Origin of the sequence: Enterobacter sp. TMH.L2 (genome assembly GCF_050847315.1) — a bacterium.
GTDB lineage: Bacteria > Pseudomonadota > Gammaproteobacteria > Enterobacterales > Enterobacteriaceae > Cedecea.
Genome location: NZ_CP193791.1, coordinates 2,537,129 through 2,555,188, shown reverse-complemented (window position 1 = coordinate 2,555,188; position 18,060 = coordinate 2,537,129). Strand labels below are relative to the sequence as shown.

Annotated in this window: 16 protein-coding genes and 1 pseudogene; 4 read left to right on the top strand and 13 right to left on the bottom strand. The window is 56.6% G+C overall.

The window, feature by feature from the left end:
• Positions 1-39 precede the first annotated feature (39 nt).
• Both ACREYP_RS12270 and ynfM read right to left on the bottom strand, forming a co-directional pair.
• Positions 40-1,524, bottom strand: a complete 1,485-nt coding sequence (locus ACREYP_RS12270) for a carboxypeptidase M32 (RefSeq protein WP_336818760.1) — start codon at positions 1,522-1,524, stop codon at positions 40-42.
• Between the two features lie 74 nt (positions 1,525-1,598).
• Positions 1,599-2,849 (bottom strand): multidrug efflux MFS transporter YnfM/SxtP(Kp), encoded by a 1,251-nt coding sequence (gene ynfM / locus ACREYP_RS12265; RefSeq protein WP_008459250.1) that lies wholly within the window; start codon positions 2,847-2,849, stop codon positions 1,599-1,601.
• Between the two features lie 99 nt (positions 2,850-2,948).
• On the opposite strand from ynfM, the gene ynfL reads away from it, so the two are divergent.
• The 3 genes from ynfL (at position 2,949) to bioD (ending at position 6,013) form a co-directional block, all read left to right on the top strand.
• The gene (ynfL, locus tag ACREYP_RS12260) at positions 2,949-3,851 is read left to right on the top strand and encodes a multidrug efflux transcriptional activator YnfL/SxtR(Kp) (protein WP_336818759.1); all 903 of its coding nucleotides are present in this window, start codon (positions 2,949-2,951) and stop codon (positions 3,849-3,851) included.
• A 125-nt stretch (positions 3,852-3,976) separates the two neighbouring features.
• The gene (gene mlc, locus ACREYP_RS12255; protein WP_008459245.1) at positions 3,977-5,194 is read left to right on the top strand and encodes a sugar metabolism global transcriptional regulator Mlc; all 1,218 of its coding nucleotides are present in this window, start codon (positions 3,977-3,979) and stop codon (positions 5,192-5,194) included.
• 123 nt (positions 5,195-5,317) lie between these two features.
• Entirely contained in the window at positions 5,318-6,013 is a 696-nt protein-coding gene (gene bioD / locus ACREYP_RS12250) for a dethiobiotin synthase (protein ID WP_008459243.1), read from the top strand.
• On the opposite strand, the gene clcB is transcribed toward bioD, so the two are convergent.
• The 9 genes from clcB to ACREYP_RS12205 all read right to left on the bottom strand — a co-directional run bounded on the left by clcB (position 5,966) and on the right by ACREYP_RS12205 (position 14,981).
• Positions 5,966-7,258: a voltage-gated ClC-type chloride channel ClcB gene (gene clcB, locus ACREYP_RS12245; RefSeq protein WP_034809342.1), complete on the bottom strand. Its 1,293-nt coding sequence runs from the start codon at positions 7,256-7,258 to the stop codon at positions 5,966-5,968. The two genes, bioD and clcB, sit on opposite strands and share 48 nt — an antisense overlap.
• A 96-nt stretch (positions 7,259-7,354) precedes the next feature.
• Positions 7,355-8,500 (bottom strand): osmoprotectant ABC transporter ATP-binding protein OsmV, encoded by a 1,146-nt coding sequence (gene osmV, locus ACREYP_RS12240; protein WP_008459239.1) that lies wholly within the window; start codon positions 8,498-8,500, stop codon positions 7,355-7,357.
• Positions 8,501-8,533: 33 nt separating this feature from the next.
• Entirely contained in the window at positions 8,534-8,731 is a 198-nt protein-coding gene (locus tag ACREYP_RS12235) for a hypothetical protein (protein WP_008459237.1), read from the bottom strand.
• Positions 8,732-8,742: 11 nt separating this feature from the next.
• A complete protein-coding gene (gene osmW, locus ACREYP_RS12230) occupies positions 8,743-9,381 on the bottom strand; it encodes an osmoprotectant ABC transporter permease OsmW (RefSeq protein WP_008459235.1) in 639 nt (212 codons plus the stop codon).
• A 9-nt stretch (positions 9,382-9,390) separates the two neighbouring features.
• Entirely contained in the window at positions 9,391-10,296 is a 906-nt protein-coding gene (locus ACREYP_RS12225; RefSeq protein ID WP_008459234.1) for a glycine betaine ABC transporter substrate-binding protein, read from the bottom strand.
• A gap of 18 nt (positions 10,297-10,314) precedes the next feature.
• The gene (osmY, locus tag ACREYP_RS12220; RefSeq protein WP_008459233.1) at positions 10,315-11,031 is read right to left on the bottom strand and encodes an osmoprotectant ABC transporter permease OsmY; all 717 of its coding nucleotides are present in this window, start codon (positions 11,029-11,031) and stop codon (positions 10,315-10,317) included.
• A 312-nt stretch (positions 11,032-11,343) separates the two neighbouring features.
• On the bottom strand, positions 11,344-11,970 hold the full coding sequence (gene dmsD, locus ACREYP_RS12215) for a Tat proofreading chaperone DmsD (protein WP_166874212.1): 627 nt from the start codon (positions 11,968-11,970) through the stop codon (positions 11,344-11,346).
• 90 nt (positions 11,971-12,060) lie between these two features.
• Complete coding sequence (gene ynfE, locus ACREYP_RS12210) at positions 12,061-14,502, bottom strand: selenate/tellurate reductase subunit YnfE (RefSeq protein ID WP_336818758.1); 2,442 nt, start codon at positions 14,500-14,502, stop codon at positions 12,061-12,063.
• A 206-nt stretch (positions 14,503-14,708) separates the two neighbouring features.
• On the bottom strand, positions 14,709-14,981 hold the full coding sequence (locus ACREYP_RS12205; RefSeq protein ID WP_008459230.1) for a DUF1161 domain-containing protein: 273 nt from the start codon (positions 14,979-14,981) through the stop codon (positions 14,709-14,711).
• 106 nt (positions 14,982-15,087) lie between these two features.
• On the opposite strand from ACREYP_RS12205, the gene ACREYP_RS12200 reads away from it, so the two are divergent.
• Positions 15,088-15,798 carry a YnfC family lipoprotein gene (locus tag ACREYP_RS12200; RefSeq protein WP_336818757.1) on the top strand — a complete coding sequence of 237 codons (711 nt, stop codon included), beginning with the start codon at positions 15,088-15,090 and terminating at the stop codon, positions 15,796-15,798.
• 52 nt (positions 15,799-15,850) lie between these two features.
• Here ACREYP_RS12200 and ACREYP_RS12195 read toward each other — a convergent pair.
• Positions 15,851-16,639 (bottom strand): annotated as a pseudogene (locus tag ACREYP_RS12195) (HPr family phosphocarrier protein).
• Positions 16,626-18,050: a PTS fructose transporter subunit IIC gene (locus ACREYP_RS12190; protein WP_336818755.1), complete on the bottom strand. Its 1,425-nt coding sequence runs from the start codon at positions 18,048-18,050 to the stop codon at positions 16,626-16,628. The pseudogene ACREYP_RS12195 and the gene ACREYP_RS12190 overlap by 14 nt, the downstream one beginning before the upstream one ends.
• Positions 18,051-18,060: the final 10 nt, after the last annotated feature.

Sequence of the window (18,060 nt, the reverse complement as noted above, 5' to 3'; positions counted from 1 at the left end):
ATGTACAACGCCGGGTACAGACGACCCGGCGTGAGGGGATTACAGGTAACGTGATTCTAAATGTTTGCGGAAATACAACGGGTTAAGATCTTCTCCGGTGGCGTTGGTTATCAGCTGTGAGGTGGTGAAACGGCTGCCGTGCTGCCAGATATTTTGCTTCAACCAGTCAAATAAGGGGGTGAAATTCCCGCTGGCGATCGCCTGCTCCAGGTCCGGCAGCGCGCGTGATGCCGCGCTAAAGAGTTGCGCCGCGTACATCGCGCCCAGAGTGTAGGACGGGAAGTAGCCGAAAGCGCCGTCAGTCCAGTGAATATCCTGCATGCAACCGTGGCGGTAATTGCCTTCGGTGGACAGGCCCAGCCAGGACTGCATCTTCTCATTCCACAGCGCCGGAATGTCATCCACCTCGATATCACCGTCGATCAGCGCCCGTTCAATTTCATACCGCAGCACGACGTGCGCCGGGTAGCTCACTTCATCGGCATCGACGCGAATATAGCCGCGTTCAACCTGCTGGTTGACGTTGATAAAATTGTTCAGCTCGAACGCAGGCTGCGGACCAAAATGCTCAATCACTTTGGGTAACAGCAGTTTCAGAAACGGCGCGCTGCGCCCAAGCTGCATTTCAAAGAACAGGCTTTGGGATTCATGAATGGCGGTAGAACGCGCCAGCGCAACGGGCTGGCCGAGCCATTCCCGGGGCAGGTTTTGCTCATAGCGGGCGTGGCCGGTTTCATGAATCACGCCAAACAGCGAGCTGAACATCTCTTCTTCGTTATAGCGAGTCGTGATTCGCACATCTTCAGGCACGCCGCCGCAGAAGGGATGCGCGCTGACGTCAAGGCGGCCGCCGTTAAAGTCAAAGCCGAGCAGCGCCATGGTATCCAGCCCGAGCTGACGCTGGGTTTCGGTGGCGAAAGGGCCCTGTGGTGTCAGCATTTTTTCTTTGGATTGCTTATCAACCACCTTCTGGAGCAGATCCGGCAGCCAGCCGCGCAGATCGCCAAACAATACGTCGAGCTTGGCGCTGGTCATGCCGGGTTCATAGATGTCCAGCAGCGCATCATAGCGGGAAATACCTTTTGCCTCTGCGCGCAGACGTGCCTCTTCGCGGCTGACGCGAACGACTTCCTTCAGGTTCGCGGAAAAACCCTGCCAGTCGTTCGCCGGGCGCTGGGTACGCCAGCCGTGCTCGCAGCGCGTACCTACCAGTGATTTCTCTTCTACTAACGCATCCGGGAGCAGCACCGCTTCCTGGTAGTGGCGAGTCATTTCACGCAGGTTGGCACGCTCCACATCGTTCAGATCTTCCTGAGCTGCGGCCTGGAGCAGGGTGGCAATTTTCTTGTCGGTCAGGATCTGGTGCTTAAGCACGCTGAGTTCAGCGAGAGCCTCGCCGCGCGCCTGGCTACCGTTAGCGGGCATCATGGTGGACATGTCCCAGCCGGCAATGGCTGACAGATGATCAAACCGGGACAGACGCTGGAAGGTACGGGTCAGGTGATTATAGTTTTGCTTTTCCATATGGCCTCGTGAACAGGTTGTTAACGCCAAAGAAAATAGCATTAAGCTTGCCTGAACACGAGAGCGGCAGCAGGTTAGTGCGCCTTATGGTGCAAACGGGTGGCAACCAGCAGGGCGACCAGCAGCAGCGAGCCGATAAACGCCGCCACGCCGTTCCAGCCAAACTGGTGCCAGAACACGCCGCCAAGGGTACCCGCCAGGCTGGAGCCCAGGTAATAGCTGAACAAATACAGCGACGAAGCCTGGCCTTTGGCCCGACGTGCGCGTGGCCCAATCCAGCTGCTGGCAACCGAATGGGCGGCAAAGAAACCGGCGGAGAACAGCAGCATCCCGGCAAAAATAACGATAAGCGAGGAGAAAACGGTCAGCGTCAAACCAAGGAACATAATGGCCGTGAAGCCAATCAGCACGGGGCCGCGGCCATATTTCGCGGTCATGGCGCCTGCTTTAGGTGAGCTCCATGTCCCGGTCAGATAGGCGACGGACAGCAGGCCCACCACCGCCTGGCTCAGAAACCACGGGGCTTCCATCATGCGGTAGCCAATGTAGTTAAAGAGGGTGACAAACGCCCCCATCAGCAGGAAGCCTTCCGCAAACAGCAGCGGTAACCCCTGGTCCCGCCAGTGCAGGCGGAAGTTAATAAACAGCGTTTTAGGGCGAAGGCTGGAGGCGCGAAAATGCTGCGACTGCGGCAGAATCTTCCAGAACATCAGCGCTGAGGCAAGGGCAAAACAGCCGATAGCCGCGACGGCCACGCGCCAGGTAAAGAAGTCGGTGAGTACCCCGGTGATCAGGCGGCCGCTCATTCCGCCGATTGAGTTCCCGCTGATGTACAGGCCCATCGAAAACGCCACCACGCTCGGGTGCATCTCCTCGCTGAGGTAGGTCATGCCCACGGCAGCAACGCCGCTAAGGGAAAGGCCGATGAGCGCGCGCATGATCAAAATGCCGTGCCAGCTGGTCATCAGCGTTGACAACAAAGTACAGCAGGAAGCCAGCAGCAGAGCCGTAACCATGACCTGTTTACGGCCAATGGCGTCCGACAGCGGGCCGGTAAACAGCAGCCCGATAGCCAGCATGGCGGTAGAAACCGATAGTGAAATACTGCTGCTTGCCGGGCTGACGCCAAATTCATGAGAGAGCACCGGTAAAATAGGCTGGACGCAATAGAGCAGGGCAAAGGTAGCCAGCCCGGCGGAAAACAGCGCCAGCGTGACGCGCATAAACTGAGGGGTACCGCGTTTGATATAGCTGACAGAAGGGGCAGACCGGCTTTCGTCAACATCCTCTGTCGGGGCTGTGCTGACGGTAGTTGTACGACTCAAGGGAGATCCTTACGCAGGTGTTAACTTATTCTTTACAGAGTAGAAAAGTGTAAATGTTATGTCTAATATATTAATAATCTCAAATGATACTTTAAACATATGAATATAGAGCTGCGCCACCTGCGCTATTTCATCGCCGTTGCCGAAGAGCTGCATTTTGGCCGGGCGGCGGCACGGCTGCGGATCTCCCAGCCGCCTCTTAGCCAGCAAATTCAGATCCTTGAAGAGCAAGTCGGCGCTCGCCTGCTGGCGCGCACCAACCGCAGCGTTAACCTCACCGCAGCCGGCCAGCAGTTTCTCTCTGATGCCAGGCAAATTCTCGGCCAGGTGGATGCCGCAGCCGCGCGTGCTGCCCGGCTGCATCAGGGCGAAACCGGCGAGCTGCGCATTGGCTTTACCTCATCAGCACCGTTTATTAAGGCCGTTTCTGACAGCCTGTCTCGCTTTCGCAAGCGCTATCCTGACGTGCATCTTCAGATGCGGGAAGTGAACACCCGGGAACAAATTGCTCCCCTGAATGAGGGCGAGCTTGAGCTGGGATTGATGCGCAATACGCGTCTGCCGGATACCCTGAACTGGACGCTCATCCTGCGTGAACCGCTGCTGGCGATGGTGCATCGCGATCATCCGCTGGCAGGCAGCCGTTCGATATCGCTGACACAGCTTGCTCAGGAGCCGTTTGTTTTCTTTGACCCGCACGTAGGCACCGGGCTTTACGACGACATTATTGGGCTGCTCCGCCGCTATAACATCGTGCCGTACATCACCCAGGAAGTTGGCGAGGCGATGACGATCATTGGGTTGGTGTCTACCGGGCTGGGGGTTTCCATTCTGCCAGCTTCGTTCCAGCGCATTCGCCTGAGTGATGTGGTTTGGCTTCCCATTGACGAGCCAGAGGCACAGTCTGAGCTGTGGCTCGTCTGGCCAAAGCATCGGGAATTATCGGAAGCAGCGAAGCGAATCTCGGCGCTGCTGACCGAGGCCTCGTGGGCGTTAAAATAGGCCAAATATGGCGGGAATATGTGCGGTAAATCACAACCCTACGTAAATATTTGACGACCCCACTTGAAGTGTTTCACCATAGCCTAAAAGTTTATTTCGAAGCGCGAAAATAAAGGGAGTACCACGTGGTTGCTGATAGTCAACCGGGCCATATCGATCAGATTAAACAAACCAATGCCGGCGTTGTTTATCGTTTGATTGATACCCACGGTCCGGTGTCGCGAATCGATCTTTCCCGCCTGGCGCAGCTGGCTCCGGCCAGTATCACTAAGATTGTGCGGGAAATGCTTGAGGCGCATCTGGTACAGGAAACGGAGATTCAGGACCCCGGCAGCCGTGGTCGCCCCGCGGTGGGCTTAATGCTTGAAACAGAAGCCTGGCATTACCTCTCAATTCGCCTGAGCCGCGGTGAAATTTCACTGGGACTGCGCGACCTTAGCAGCAAACTGGTGGTGGAAGACACGGTAGACTTGCCGACGGACGATCCGCAGCCTTTACTGGAACGCATCATCTTTCAGGTCGATCAGTTCTTTATTCGCCATCAGCAAAAGCTTGAACGCCTGACCGCCATCGCCATTACGCTACCGGGCATCATTGATACCGTTCATGGTGTTATTCATCGCATGCCGTTCTACGATGTCTGCGATATGCCGCTGGGCGAGGCGCTGGGCAATCACACCGGCGTCCCGGTCTTTATCCAGCACGATATCAGCGCCTGGACCATGGCAGAAGGGCTGTTTGGTGCTTCTCAGGGCGCAAGAGATGTGATTCAGGTGGTGATTGATCACAACGTTGGCGCAGGCGTTATCACCGATGGGCGTTTGCTTCACGCGGGCAGCAGCAGCCTGGTGGAAATTGGCCACACGCAGGTCGATCCTTACGGAAAACGCTGCTACTGCGGCAACCACGGCTGCCTTGAAACCATTGCCAGCGTCGAAAGCGTGCTGGAGCTGGCGCAGCAGCGTATGAGCCAGTCAATGGGCTCAATGTTACACGGCCAGCCGCTGAGCGTGGAATCCCTGTGCGACGCCGCGTTAAGCGGAGATCTGCTGGCAAAAGATATTATTATCGGCGTCGGGCAAAACGTGGGGCGTATTCTGGCCATCATGGTTAACCTGTTTAATCCGCAAAAAATTCTTATCGGTTCACCGCTTAACCGCGCCGCCGCCATCCTTCACCCCGCGATTACGGACTGTATTCGCCAGCAGGCATTACCCGCCTATAGCAGTCATACGGTGGTCGAAGGGACGCAGTTTGATAACCGAGGCACCATGGCCGGCGCGGCGCTGGTAAAAGATGCAATGTATAACGGCTCTTTATTAATTCGTCTGCTGCAGGGCTAATCTTCGGCCCTGATTCACCAAAAATTGCGCTATCTCAATCTGGCTACAGCGCCATTCTTTTAGACTTTCCCGCGTTAGTTTTTCTCTTTAATTATCTGGCTAGCATTACCTCGGGAGACAGCCATGCTTAAGCGTTTCTTTATAACAGGTACGGATACTGCCGTCGGGAAGACGGTGGTGTCACGAGCCTTACTGCAGGCGTTGTCGGCCAGCGGGAAAAGCGTCGTTGGCTACAAGCCGGTCGCGAAGGGCAGTAAAGAGACGCCAGACGGGCTGCGCAATAAAGATGCGCTGGTACTGCAAAGCGTCTCCACGATCAAACTGCCCTATGAAGCGATCAATCCTATCGCGCTCAGCGAGGAAGAGAGCAGCATCAGCCATCACGGGCCGATTAACTACTCGCTGCTGTCGAGCGGCCTGCAAAGGCTGGCCGACCAAATGGATCACGTCGTCGTCGAAGGCACGGGCGGCTGGCGCAGCCTGATGAACGATCTTCGCCCGCTGTCGGACTGGGTGGTACAAGAGCAGCTGCCGGTGCTGCTGGTGGTGGGGATTCAGGAAGGGTGCATCAACCATGCGCTGCTGACGGCGCAGGCGATTGCCAACGACGGGCTGCCGTTTATTGGTTGGGTCGCGAACCGTATCAACCCAGGCCTTGCGCACTACGCGGAAATTATCGAGGTGTTGAGCAAAAAACTGCCGGGGCCGCTGGTCGGTGAACTGCCGTACCTGCCCCGGGCCGAACAGCGTGAGCTGGGAGCCTATATCGACCTAACCCGGCTGCGTAGCGCTCTGACGGTAGACCGACTGCGGGCGTAGCCAGCGCGAAAGCGTTGAGGCTATCACGCAGGTCAGCAGCAGACCGGGGAGCAGCGTAAACTCCCCGGTCATTTCACAAATCATCAGCGTCGCCATGATCGGCGCGTGCGTCGTGGCCGCCAGCAAAGACGCCATTCCCGTCAGCCCCAGCAGGATCATCAGCGGTTCACCGCCGCCCCACAGGCCACAAACCTGGCCAAACAGCATGCCCAGTGCCGCCCCCATAAACAGCGTGGGCGTAAATACGCCGCCCGGTGCGCCGGAGCCGCTACTTGCCATCACCGCCAGCAGTTTGCACAGCAGCACGCCACCGACAAACAGCAGCGCAGGCGGGCTGGAAAGAAACGACTGCACCACGCTGTAGCCGTTGCCCCATGCCGTCGGGGTGACCAGCGAAAGCAGGCCGACAATCAGCCCGCCGAGCGCCAGCTGCAGCGGCGGCGACAGCTTAAGTGAACGAAACAGCGCGCTGCTTCGCGCCAGCAGCCAGAGAATTAGCGGCCCGAGCACGCCCGCGGTTAAGCCGAGCAGCGCCATTAGCCCATAATGCGAAGGCTGAGGGGGATCAAGAAGCGTGACGATATACAGCGGAGCCTGCCCGCCGTTCAGCAAATGCGTCATCAACAGGGCGCTGACGGCGGCAATCACCACCGGCCCCAGCGAGGCAAGCATCAGTGAGCCAAACAGAATTTCCGCAATAAACAGGCTGCCCGCCAGCGGTGCATGATAGGCGCTCGCCATCCCCGCAGCCGCGCCGCAGGCGACCCACAGCTTCCACTCTTTGTCCGGGGTAAAGCGCTGGGCAAACAGCGAAGCAAAAACCGTTGCCAGCAGAATCATCGCCCCTTCGCGTCCTATTGCGCTCCCGCTGGCGACGACTATCAGCGAAGCGGCGGACTTCACCAGGCTGGACGGCACGTCCAGACGACCATCGCCGGTTTCGATGGCTTCCATATAGTCGGTGGGGGCAGAAGGGCGCTGGCGAGTGGCTCGTTGCCAGCTCCACAGCAAAAGCCCGGCCAGCAGGCCACCTGCGGCAGGCGTCAGGACGCGTCGCCAGGGTTCGAGTGCCGCAGCGGCTGCAACCAGGCTGCCGCCGTGATCGCCGAGGAAGACGTTTTCAAGCAGGTACATGGCCTGCCGAAATAGCCAGACCACCAGAGCGGAAGCCAGGCCAATGAAGACCGCAATCACCAGTCGGCGAAGCATCACTCTGATGTCAGGCAAGGCTTGTATTCGGTGCATAGCGCATAAGATGGCGAAAGAATGGCGCTATTGTGGGGGAGAACGTCGCTAAGCTCAAAGGAAAATGCGCCGCCACAAAGCAGCGCATAGGATTGATTAACTTTGTTGGATATTCAGCGCCCGACGGGTGCGGCCCGAGCTGAGATAATCGGCAATATAATCCTGCGAAATTTCGCCACTGTAGCGGCCATCTTCATCGGTTATCGGCATCCAGACCATGTTGTGCTCATAGAGCTTAGAAAGCACGATGCGCAAGTTTTCCTCCGCGCGGCCGGTGACGCGGAACGGGTGAAGGAGGTCGGTGCAAGTGCCCGTCGCGCCTCGCGCTTCACGCCGCTTAACGAAGCCCAGCGGTTTACCTCCGGCGTCAACGACGGTGATGGAACGCATGTCGTTGTCATCCATGGTGGCGAAAGCTTCCGCCAGCGGCGTGGATTCACGAGCCGTAATGGTCGGCTGCTGGTCGGTTACGTCTCCGGCCTGCACCAACAGGAGGCGCTTCAGCGTGCGGTCCTGGCCAACAAACGAGCCGACGAAGTCATTGGCCGGTTTCGCCAGCAGCTCGTCAGGGCTGGCGCACTGCACAATTTTACCCTGGCGGAAGACGGCAATCCGGTCGCCAAGCTTCAGCGCCTCGTCGATATCGTGGCTGACCAGCATTACCGTTTTCTTCAACTGGCGCTGCATCTCCAGAAACTCGTTCTGAATGGTTTCGCGGTTAATCGGGTCAACAGCGCCAAAAGGTTCATCCATCAGCAGCACCGGAGGATCCGCCGCCAGGGCTCGGATCACTCCGATACGCTGTTGCTGGCCGCCGGACATTTCGCGCGGATAGCGGTTGAGGAAGCGGTTAGGGTCGAGGGCGACCATGCTCATCAACTCCTGGGCGCGTGCTTTACAGCGGGATTTATCCCAGCCCAGCATACGTGGCACAACAGTGATATTCTCTTCAATCGTCATGTTCGGGAACAGGCCGATTTGCTGGATAACGTAGCCGATATTGCGGCGCAGTGTGACGGAATCCAGATCGTTGGTGTCCTGGCCGTTGATTAAAATCTTGCCGCCGGTGGGTTTTATCAGGCGGTTGATCATTTTCAGGGTGGTGGTTTTACCGCAGCCGGAAGGGCCGAGCAGCACGCACATTTCACCTTCTGGCACGTTCAGGCTGACGTTGTCGACAGCGTTAAAAGTCTGCCCGTTTTTCTGTACAAATTGTCGCGTGAGGTTTTCAAGTTTTATCATTATCGGGTCCTCTTTGGCGCTGGTCTCAGCGCCTTAATTCATGAGCTTGCGGCGGGAGTCTTCACACTTTTGTTTCAGACGCTGTACCGCGTCCGGCAGCATAGGTGCGGTCATCATATGGCGATAGTTCATGCACTCTGGGGTGTCCTGAGGCGGTTCCGGCGCTGGACGGGAAGAGCAGGCTGTCAGCAGCGCCAGCGTTGAAAGTATGCAGAGTGGGATAAAACGCATAGCGGCCTCTTTTACCATTTAGTGAAATGCAGCTGCAGACGATGCAGCAGCCAGTCGAGCACGATGGCTAACAGGCAGATCATCACCGCCCCGGCAATCAGCATGCGGATATCACTCCCGCCGATGCCATTAAGCAGCAGCAAGCCCAGACCGCCCGCGCCAATGACGGCGGCAATGGCCATGACGCCAATGTTCATCACCACCGCGGTTCGAATTCCGCCAAAAATCACCGGCAGCGCCATAGGAATTTCCACCCAGCGCAGGCGCTGCCAAAACGTCATCCCGATGCCTCGCCCGGCCTCACGTAACCCCGGCGGCAGGCTGTCCAGCGCGGTGTGGGTATTGCGGACAATCGGCAGCAGCGAATACAGGAACACCGCCGTCACCGCAGGGACTACGCCAATACCCTGACCGATCAGCGAAAACAGGGGAATCATCAGGCCAAACAGCGCCACGGACGGAATGGTGAGCAAAATAGTGGCAAAACCGAGTATTGGCGTGGCAAGCCATTTATGGCGCACGATAAGAATGCCCAGCGGCACGCCAATCAGGATTGCCAGGCCGACGGCGATCAGCACCAGCCACAGGTGATGCAGGGTGAGAGAGCCAATATACCCTGCGTTATCAATCATATAATGTAACGTTTCCACGATACCTCCTCAGAGCAAGCCTTTCTGCTGCAGGAATTCACGGGCCACCTGCTGCGGGGTTTCATGGTCGATATCAACTTTAGCGTTCAGGGTTGTTATCACCTCATTGTTCAGCTCGGACGATAGGGTGTTCAGCGCCGCCTCAAGGCCCGGGTGCGAGTCCAGCACGTCTTTACGCACCACGGGCGTGACAGCGTAACTTGGGAAGAAGCCCTTATCGTCCACCAGCGCTTTCAGGTCAAAGCCCTTCATACGCCCGTCGGTGGTGTAGATCAGACCGGCATCAACAAACCCGTCGCGGATGGCGTTATAGACAAGGCCGGGGTCCATCTGGCGAATTTGCGGGCGGTCCAGCGGCATGTTGTACACCTGCTGCAGCGGTTTCAGGCCGTCGCTGCGCCCGGCAAACTCCAGATCCAGGCCCAGCATCCAGTTATGTTTTGGGTCGGTCTGGCGCACATGTTCGATGCGCTCCACCAGCTGCGACATCGTGGTAATGCCTTCTTTTTCTGCCCGTTCGCGCTTCATGGCAAAGGCGTAAGTGTTGTTCATCTCCGCGGGTTTAAGCCAGACGAGGCCCAGCTTTGCGTCCAGTTTTTTGACCGTGTTGTACGACTCTTCCGGCGTCATTCGCTGATTAATGTGGTTAAAGATAATCAGCGAGGTGCCGGTGTACTCCCAGGTCATATCAATCTGCTTGTTGATCATCGCATTGCGGGAAATTACGGTGGCAATGTTGGTCTGCGGCGTCACCTGAAAGCCCTTTTTAGCCAGATACTGCGTGGTCATGGCCGACAGAATATGCTGCTCGGTAAAGCTTTTGGTCGCCAGAATCAGCGGTGCGGCCTGAGCCTGGGTGGCGATAAGGGAGGCTGCGGCAAACGCCGTAGTTAGCATCCGTGAAAGCAGTTTCATACACGCTCCTTATTGTTGTTATTGGGCGGTGTGGGGGCTGAGCACTCGCCCGAGGCTGGCAAGCGCTAAGTCGAGGATGAGCGCAAACAGTGCCGTCGCCACGGCGCCGAGTATCAGCGTTGGGAAATCGTTCAGGTAAATCCCCGGGAAAATAAGCTCTCCGTAGCTGCTCGCGCCGATAAGAAAGGCCAGCGGGGCGGTGCCGACGTTGATGGCGGTGGCAATCCGCACGCCGGACAGGATCACCGGCCAGGCGTTGGGGATCTCCACCTGACGCAGCCGCTGGAATTTGGTCATGCCAATCCCATTGGCGGCTTCTATCAGTGACGGAGGAACGCTGCAAAGCCCGGCATAGGTATTACGGACAATCGGAAGCAGTGAGGCAAGAAACAGGGCGACGATCGCCGGTTTGTCGCCAATGCCGATAATCACCATCGCCAGAGCTAACACCGCCAGCGGCGGCAGCGTGTTGCCGATATTAAAAATCTGCATGACGTACTCGGCCCAGCGGCGAGCCGCAGGGCGGCTGAGCAATATTCCGCTGGGGATACCGACCAGCAGGGCGAGCGCCATTGAGCTGAACACCAGAATCAGGTGCTGCTGCCCGAGATAGAGTAAATCGACCTGCCGGGCTTTCAGTGTGTCGAGGCCGATGCCCCAAACCACCAGAGCAAGCACTAAAATCAGCGCCACTAGCCCAAGTAAGAACCGTGTTGCGAAGGATGCGTTTTGCATTGCAGTGTGTCTCCCTGTGTGCACGCGTTATCGCCGCCGGGGAGGCGGCCTGTTGTTATGCCATGTGTCGGCAGGGTGTCTGGAGCTATAGCAACGCAGCGGGAAGGATTCCAGTTTAAGGGACAATTAAGAGGCTAATGATTCAGTCGATAAACTGATGCTCAGGCCTTATGGCATCTGGCCTGTGGATGAAAAGTAAAGATTTGTCTTAAAAATGTTAACGCAAGGTGACGTTGTCACATTCACGGAGTGCAGAAATCCTCGTTTTTTCAGGAAACCGGATGCGTCCGGCTTCCTGAAAGCCCAGGATTCTTAGAAATGCAGTTCTTTGCTGGCGACGGGCATCAACATGCCGTTTTGCCAGCCTGAGAGGGTCAGTTTTGCCAGCTCGCCCAGGCCACGATAGAAATCATTCGCTGTGTTTTCGGTAAACAGGCTCAGATAACGTTCGGCCCAGGGCAGCAGATGCCAGGCCAGCAGCTCATCCAACGGCTGCCGCTGCCCCTGGTCGGCCAGCCAGGCCGCCAGCATCAGCATTAAGCCAAAATGATCTTCAGGCTCGTTTTGTTCCGTCTGTGGGGCAAAGCCTTGGGTCCGCATCCACTGGCGAAGCTCAAGCAGCGAGTCGCCAAACAGCACATTTTCTTTGTCGAGATAGACCGAGCCCCACGGCGGGGCCGGCAGCGCATAAGGGCCGATGAACAGGCGCTGGAACTCTTCGTTTATCGGCGTGGCCTGATCCGCCAGGCCTGCAGTCATGAGAGGCGCAACTGCCGCCAGCGTTGGGGTCTGGAACGGCCATTCGCTCACCCAGTCCGGTGCGGCAAGCATCGCCATCAGCGCGGCGCTGTCCGGGTGGTTGGGGGCATGATAAAACAGGGCTCCGAGCACCCGGCCGCTAAGGGCTATCGCCGACAGGCGTTGTTGTTCAGAGAGCATTTTCATTCCTTTTCGTCGGGCACCCGGCTCCGCTACACGTCGCTGGAGCCGGGTGAATACAGGCAAAGCGATAAGCCTTTGCCATCACGCTTAAATCTTCTTAATTTCAACCAGATTGGTATGCTGGGGGTTGCCTTTTGCCAGCGGTGAAGGGCGGTGCGTGGTTAGCGTATTAATGCAGGCGCCGTGGTCAATGCGGTCGCCGTTCATGTTGGCGTCATGCCAGGCGCCCTGGCCCATAGCGGCAACGCCAGGCATGATGCGCGGGGTGACCTTCGCCTCAATATGCACTTCACCGCGCCCGTTAAACACGCTGACTTTGTCGCCGTTGGCAATGCCGCGACGTTTTGCGTCGAGTGGATTAATCCAGACTTCCTGACGCGCGGCGGCCTGCAGGACGTCAATGTTGCCGTAGGTTGAGTGGGTCCTGGATTTGTAGTGGAAACCAAACAGCTGGAGGGGAAACTCGCTGCGCTGCGGAGAGTCCCAGCCTTCAAACGTCGAGGCATACACCGGCAGTGGACTGATGGTTTCATCTTTTTCCAGCTCCCAGCTGGCGGCAATTCCGGCAAGCTTGCTGGAGTAGATTTCAATTTTCCCGGACGGCGTTTTGAGTGGGTTGGCCTGAGGATCTTCGCGGAATTTTTTGTAAGCCACAAAATGGCCAGCCGGATCTTTACGCTTGTAAATACCCATCGCCCGCAGATCTTCATAAGCAGGCAGCGCCGGGTCTTTCTCCAGCATTTTCGCGTACAGATATTGCAGCCACTCGCGCTGGGTTCGTCCTTCCGTGAAGGCCTGATGCACCTCGTCGCCCAAGCGTTTAGCCACTTCGCTCATCATCCAGTAGATAGACTTGCGCTCAAACTTAGGCGCGGTGGCGGGCTGGATGAAAATCAGGTAGCCCATATTACCGGCGTAATCGTTAGGAATAATGTCCTCCTGCTCGACGGTCATCAGGTCCGGCAGCAGGATATCGGCGTATTTCGCCGACGAAGTCATAAAGTTCTCGATCACCACAATCATTTCGCACTGCTTATCATCCTGCAAAATGGCGTGGGTTTTATTGATGTCGGAATGCTGGTTAATAATCGTGTTGCCGGCATAGTTCCAGATGAACTTGATCGGCACGTCCAACTTCTCTTTCCCGCGCACGCCGTCTCGTTTGGCCGTCATTTCGGGGCCGCGAGTGATGGCGTCCGTCCAGCTGAAGCAGGAAATCTGCGTTTTGACCGGGTTTTCCAGCACCGGCATACGTTCAATGGTGATGGTATAGGTGGATTCACGCGCGCCGCTGTTGCCACCGTTAATCCCCACGTTGCCGGTGAGGATCGGCAGCATGGCGATGGCCCGTGAGGTCAACTCGCCGTTGGCCTGGCGCTGCGGCCCCCAGCCTTGGGCAATATAAGCGGGTTTTGCACCCGCAATCTCTCGCGCCAGCTTGATGATTCTGTCCACCGGAATACCGGTTATCCGGGAGGCCCAGTGCGGCGTTTTCTCTGTCCCGTCATCGCCTTCACCTAAAATATAGGCTTTGTAGTGACCGTTGCGTGGGGCATCGGCGGGCAGGGTTGTCTCGTCATAGCCGACGCAGTATTTATCCAGGAAGGTCTGGTCGACCAGATTTTCGCTAATCATGACGTGGGCAAGCCCGGCCACGAGCGCGGCATCCGTTCCGGGGCGAATAGGGATCCATTCATCTTCCCGGCCTGCCGCAGTATCGGTGTAACGCGGGTCGATAACGATCATGCGGGCGTTGGAACGTTCGCGAGCCTGTTCAAGGTAATAAGTGATACCGCCGCCGCTCATCCTCGTTTCTGCTGGATTATTGCCGAACAGGACGACCAGTTTACTGTTTTCGATATCCGAAGTGCTGTTGCCGTCATTGCTGCCGTAGGTGTACGGCATGGCGCAGGCAATTTGGGCGGTGCTGTAGGTACCGTAGTGGCTCAGAAAACCGCCGTAGCAGTTCATCAGCCTGGCGACCAGCGAGGCGTAAGGGGAAGAGCGGGTGATATTCCCGCCAACCACGCCGGATGAGTAATTAATGTAGACCGCTTCGTTGCCATATTTTTCAACGGTCTGCTTCAGGCTGTGGCTGACAATCTCCAGCGCTTCGTCCCAGCTGATGCGTTCAAATTTACCTTCGCCCCGTTTGCCCACGCGCTTCATCGGATAATTCAGGCGTTCCGGGTGGTTGATCCTGCGGCGGATGGAGCGCCCGCGCAGGCAGGCGCGAACCTGGTGGTCGCCATAGGTGTCCAGCCCGGTATTGTCAGTTTCAACCCAGTAAACCTCTTCGTCGCGAACGTGCAGCCGCAGGGCGCAGCGGCTGCCGCAGTTAACCGAGCAGGCTCCCCAGACAACTTTGTCTTTATTTTCCGGCGACAGGGCGTCGGCAACCGCGGCCGCGGCGCTGCGCATACCAAAAGGCAGCGAAATGCCGCCTGCGGCGAGGGCCAGGCCGCCAATGGCTGATGATTTTACCAGGCTGCGGCGGCTAATCCCGCCTGGATGATTGAGGTTCGACATCGCTCTCTCCATGACTTTTTGTCGTGTGGAAGACGTTATTATTTGTATTTTTTGTGGTTCGGTGATTGCTGAGGCTGCCCGTCAGGGGGCGCTCGGGGGAAGAGTGTTACTTAATTAGGAGTAGACGTTATTAACGCCAGTCAAAGTTGAGGTGGATGAGGGGAAATAGATGAAGGAAAGCAGGGTGCCCGGCACCCTGCAGGGGATTATTGCGGTTCATTTTCCGGCGCAGCACCGCCCGCGATACGGGTATAAACGATTTTTTGCGTGTCGTTCGCACAGTGGCCGACGACCTGGCCGCCGGCTTTGTCTGCCTGATCGTTAGGTACGATAGTGAGCGAGAAACCTGACTCAGGCACGCCGTTATTGACAATTTTCTGCTGAATATCCGCTTTCACTTTTTCGCAACTGCCCTGTGCGGCCAACGCCGGTGCGGCAGCGATCAGCAGTATCGTGCTTAACCAAACGGTACGTTTCATCATCTCTTCCTTATGTTGAGTTGAACGTTAAGAATAGCGCTTTTAGTGTAAAGTGTTGTATTTGCTTATATCATGTTATGACATAAAAACAGGAGAGCGGCAAAACGTGAAGAAAATCATTACCCTCGGTGCGCTGGTTTTGAGCCTTGTAGGCTGCGATAACTCGACGTCGCCGCAGGCGTACACGCCGGAAATGGCCAGTTTTTCTAACGAATTTGATTTCGATCCGATGCGCGGCCCGGTAAAGGATTTTAGCCAGACGCTGATGAACGACAAAGGTCAGGTTTTGAAAAGGGTCAGCGGTACGCTGTCGGAAGAAGGCTGCTTCGACACGCTGGAATTTCACGATCTGGAGAACAACAGCGGGGCATCGCTGACGCTCGATGCAAACTACTATGTTGATGCGGTCAGCCTTGAAAAACGCGTTCGGCTGCAGGGGAAATGCCAGCTTGCTGAACTGCCTGCCGCGGGCATCAGCTACGACACCGACGACAACGACTTTGTGACCGCCGCCAAAGGCAAAGATGTGCTGGTGACCTATAAGTACGACAGCGAAGGCTATCCGCTGGGGAAAATCACCAAATCGAAAGACAGCGAGCTTGCCATCGTGGCGAAAGCGGGTGTCGATAAAAAGAAAAAGCTGGATTACAGCGCGACAACCAGCCTGAACGGCAAAATCATCGGGGTCGCAAAGCAAAGCTGTGACTATGACCGCCATTTCAACTCGCTGTCCTGCGATCTGGAAATGACGGATGATTCCGTCACGCCGCCAAAGGTGGACCGTTACACCATTAAAAATACGGTGGAGTATTATTGATCGTATCGGTGTTACAAATACCGGATGCCACAATGACATCCGGCAAATGAAGTTAACCAAACAAGCGGGATAACCAGCCGCGCTTCGGTTGTTCTGGCGGGGCGACAGGCATCTCTCCCAGCCCCTAATCAATACTTTGCCCAATGGCTGCAAGCGCCGTGCGGGCATCGGTGCCATTCGCCGTGAACCGTATACGGTGGCCCGTTTTTACCCCCAACGAAACCATCTTCATCAGGTTCTTGCCATCGACGGGCGCGGCCGGACTGTCCATATTCTCAACGGTGACACTGCTCTGAAACTGCTTAATCAGTTTCACCAGCACGGCGCTCGGTCTGGCATGTAGCCCGTGAGGATTACGGATCACAAACGTGGCCTGTTCTCCTTCCGTGTGGGATGTTTGTGGCTCACTTTCGGCGTTATTACCTGTCAGAATCGCTAAAACCTCAGCCGGCGTTGTGGCCTTCGCCAGCGCGTGCGGCACGCCTTCATCGCTCAACGCCCGGGTGAGCTGACGCAAAATATCGAGATGTTCGTTCGACCTTGCAGCAATCCCGGCCACCATATACGCCACATTATCTTCTCCCCAGTCCACGCCCTGCGGGAATACAATCACTTTTACGCCAGTGCTCAGCACCGCATGACGGGTATCCGGTGTGCCGTGGGGAATGGCAATGCCGTGGCCCAGGTAAGTGGAAATCTGCGCTTCTCTGGCCAACATGCCTTGCAGATATTCCGGCGTGGTATTGCCCGCTGATACCAGCCTGTCGCTGACTTGCTCGAGCGCAGTGACTTTATCGACCTGCTCATGGCTGATGAAAATATCCTGTTCACAAAGTTGCATTCTGACCTCCTGTCTGCAGCCCGGCTGTAGTCTGTTTGCGGTTATTCCAGAGTCGCCACGTACCTAGCATCACCGCACCGCAGGCGGAGCCGGCCAGGATGCAGAGCACCCACATTAACGGTTTACTGACCAGCGGCAGGATCAGGAACCCGCCGTGCGGTGCCGGGACTTCTATATGCATGCTGTAGCTGAGTACGGCCGAGATGGAAGAGGCGATCATCATCATCGGGATCACGCGCAGCGGATCTTTCGCTGCAAAGGGGATAGCACCTTCGGTGATATGCGTGCAGCCGAGAATATAGTTCACCATCCCGGCCGCGCGCTCCTCTTCGCTAAAACCTTTGGGGAAGAAAGTGGTTGCCAGAGCGATGACCAGCGGAGGCGTAATACAGGCGGCGGACACGCCGGCCATAAAGAAGAAGTTCCCCTGGCCGAGCAGCAATGTTCCCGTGACGTACGCTGCTTTGTTGACCGGGCCGCCAAAATCGAAGGAACACATCGCCCCGACAACAATACCCAGCAAGATCGGGTTGGCTTGTTGCAGCGAACTCAGCCAGTCCATCATGCCGTTGTTGATGGCCGCGACGGGCTTGCCGAGCAGCACCATCAGTACGCCAATCACCAGCACGCCAATCAGCGGCATAATGAAGATCGATTTTAAGCCTTCATACTGACGCGGCAGCCCGTCGAGCAGGCGTCGGACAAGCAGCATGAAGTAACCTGCGGCGAACCCGGCAATGATCCCGCCGAGAAAGCCCGCCCCCGTGGCGTTAGCCAGCAGGCCGCCAACGAACCCGGCAACCATCCCGGCGCGGCCGGAAATCGACCAGGCAATATAGGCCGTAAAAACGGGCACCATAATGGAAAATGCCTGCTGGCCGACCTGCATTAAGGTTGCGGCAATGGCGCTGTACTGAGGTGAATTGGGATCGGCGGAGTAAATGCCCCACAGGAAGGAGATGGCAATCAGAATACCGCCTGCCACCACGAAAGGCAGCATGTTGGAGACGCCGCTCATCAGGTGTTTATAAATCTGCCTGCCGAACGATTCTTGTTCATGTTTTTCCGCTGTTACCGAAGCAGAAGATATTCCCTGGCGGCGGGAGAGTTGCCCGCTGATGACTTTATTAATAAGATCTGCCGGGTGGTGAATCGCTTCTTTAACCGGCACTTCAATCACGGGTAAGCCATTAAAGCGTTCGGCGTTGACATCTTTATCTGCGGCAATGATGATGCCGTAAATATTTTTTAAGTCTTCCGGCGTTATTTCATTTTCAACGCCGGATGCGCCATTAGTTTCTATTTTTATTTCGACATTTAATTTTTTTGCTGCGGTCTTCAAGGCTTCTTCAGCCATAAACGTGTGGGCAATACCCGTAGGGCAGCCGGTAACGGCAATGATTTTTTTCATAATCAGACCT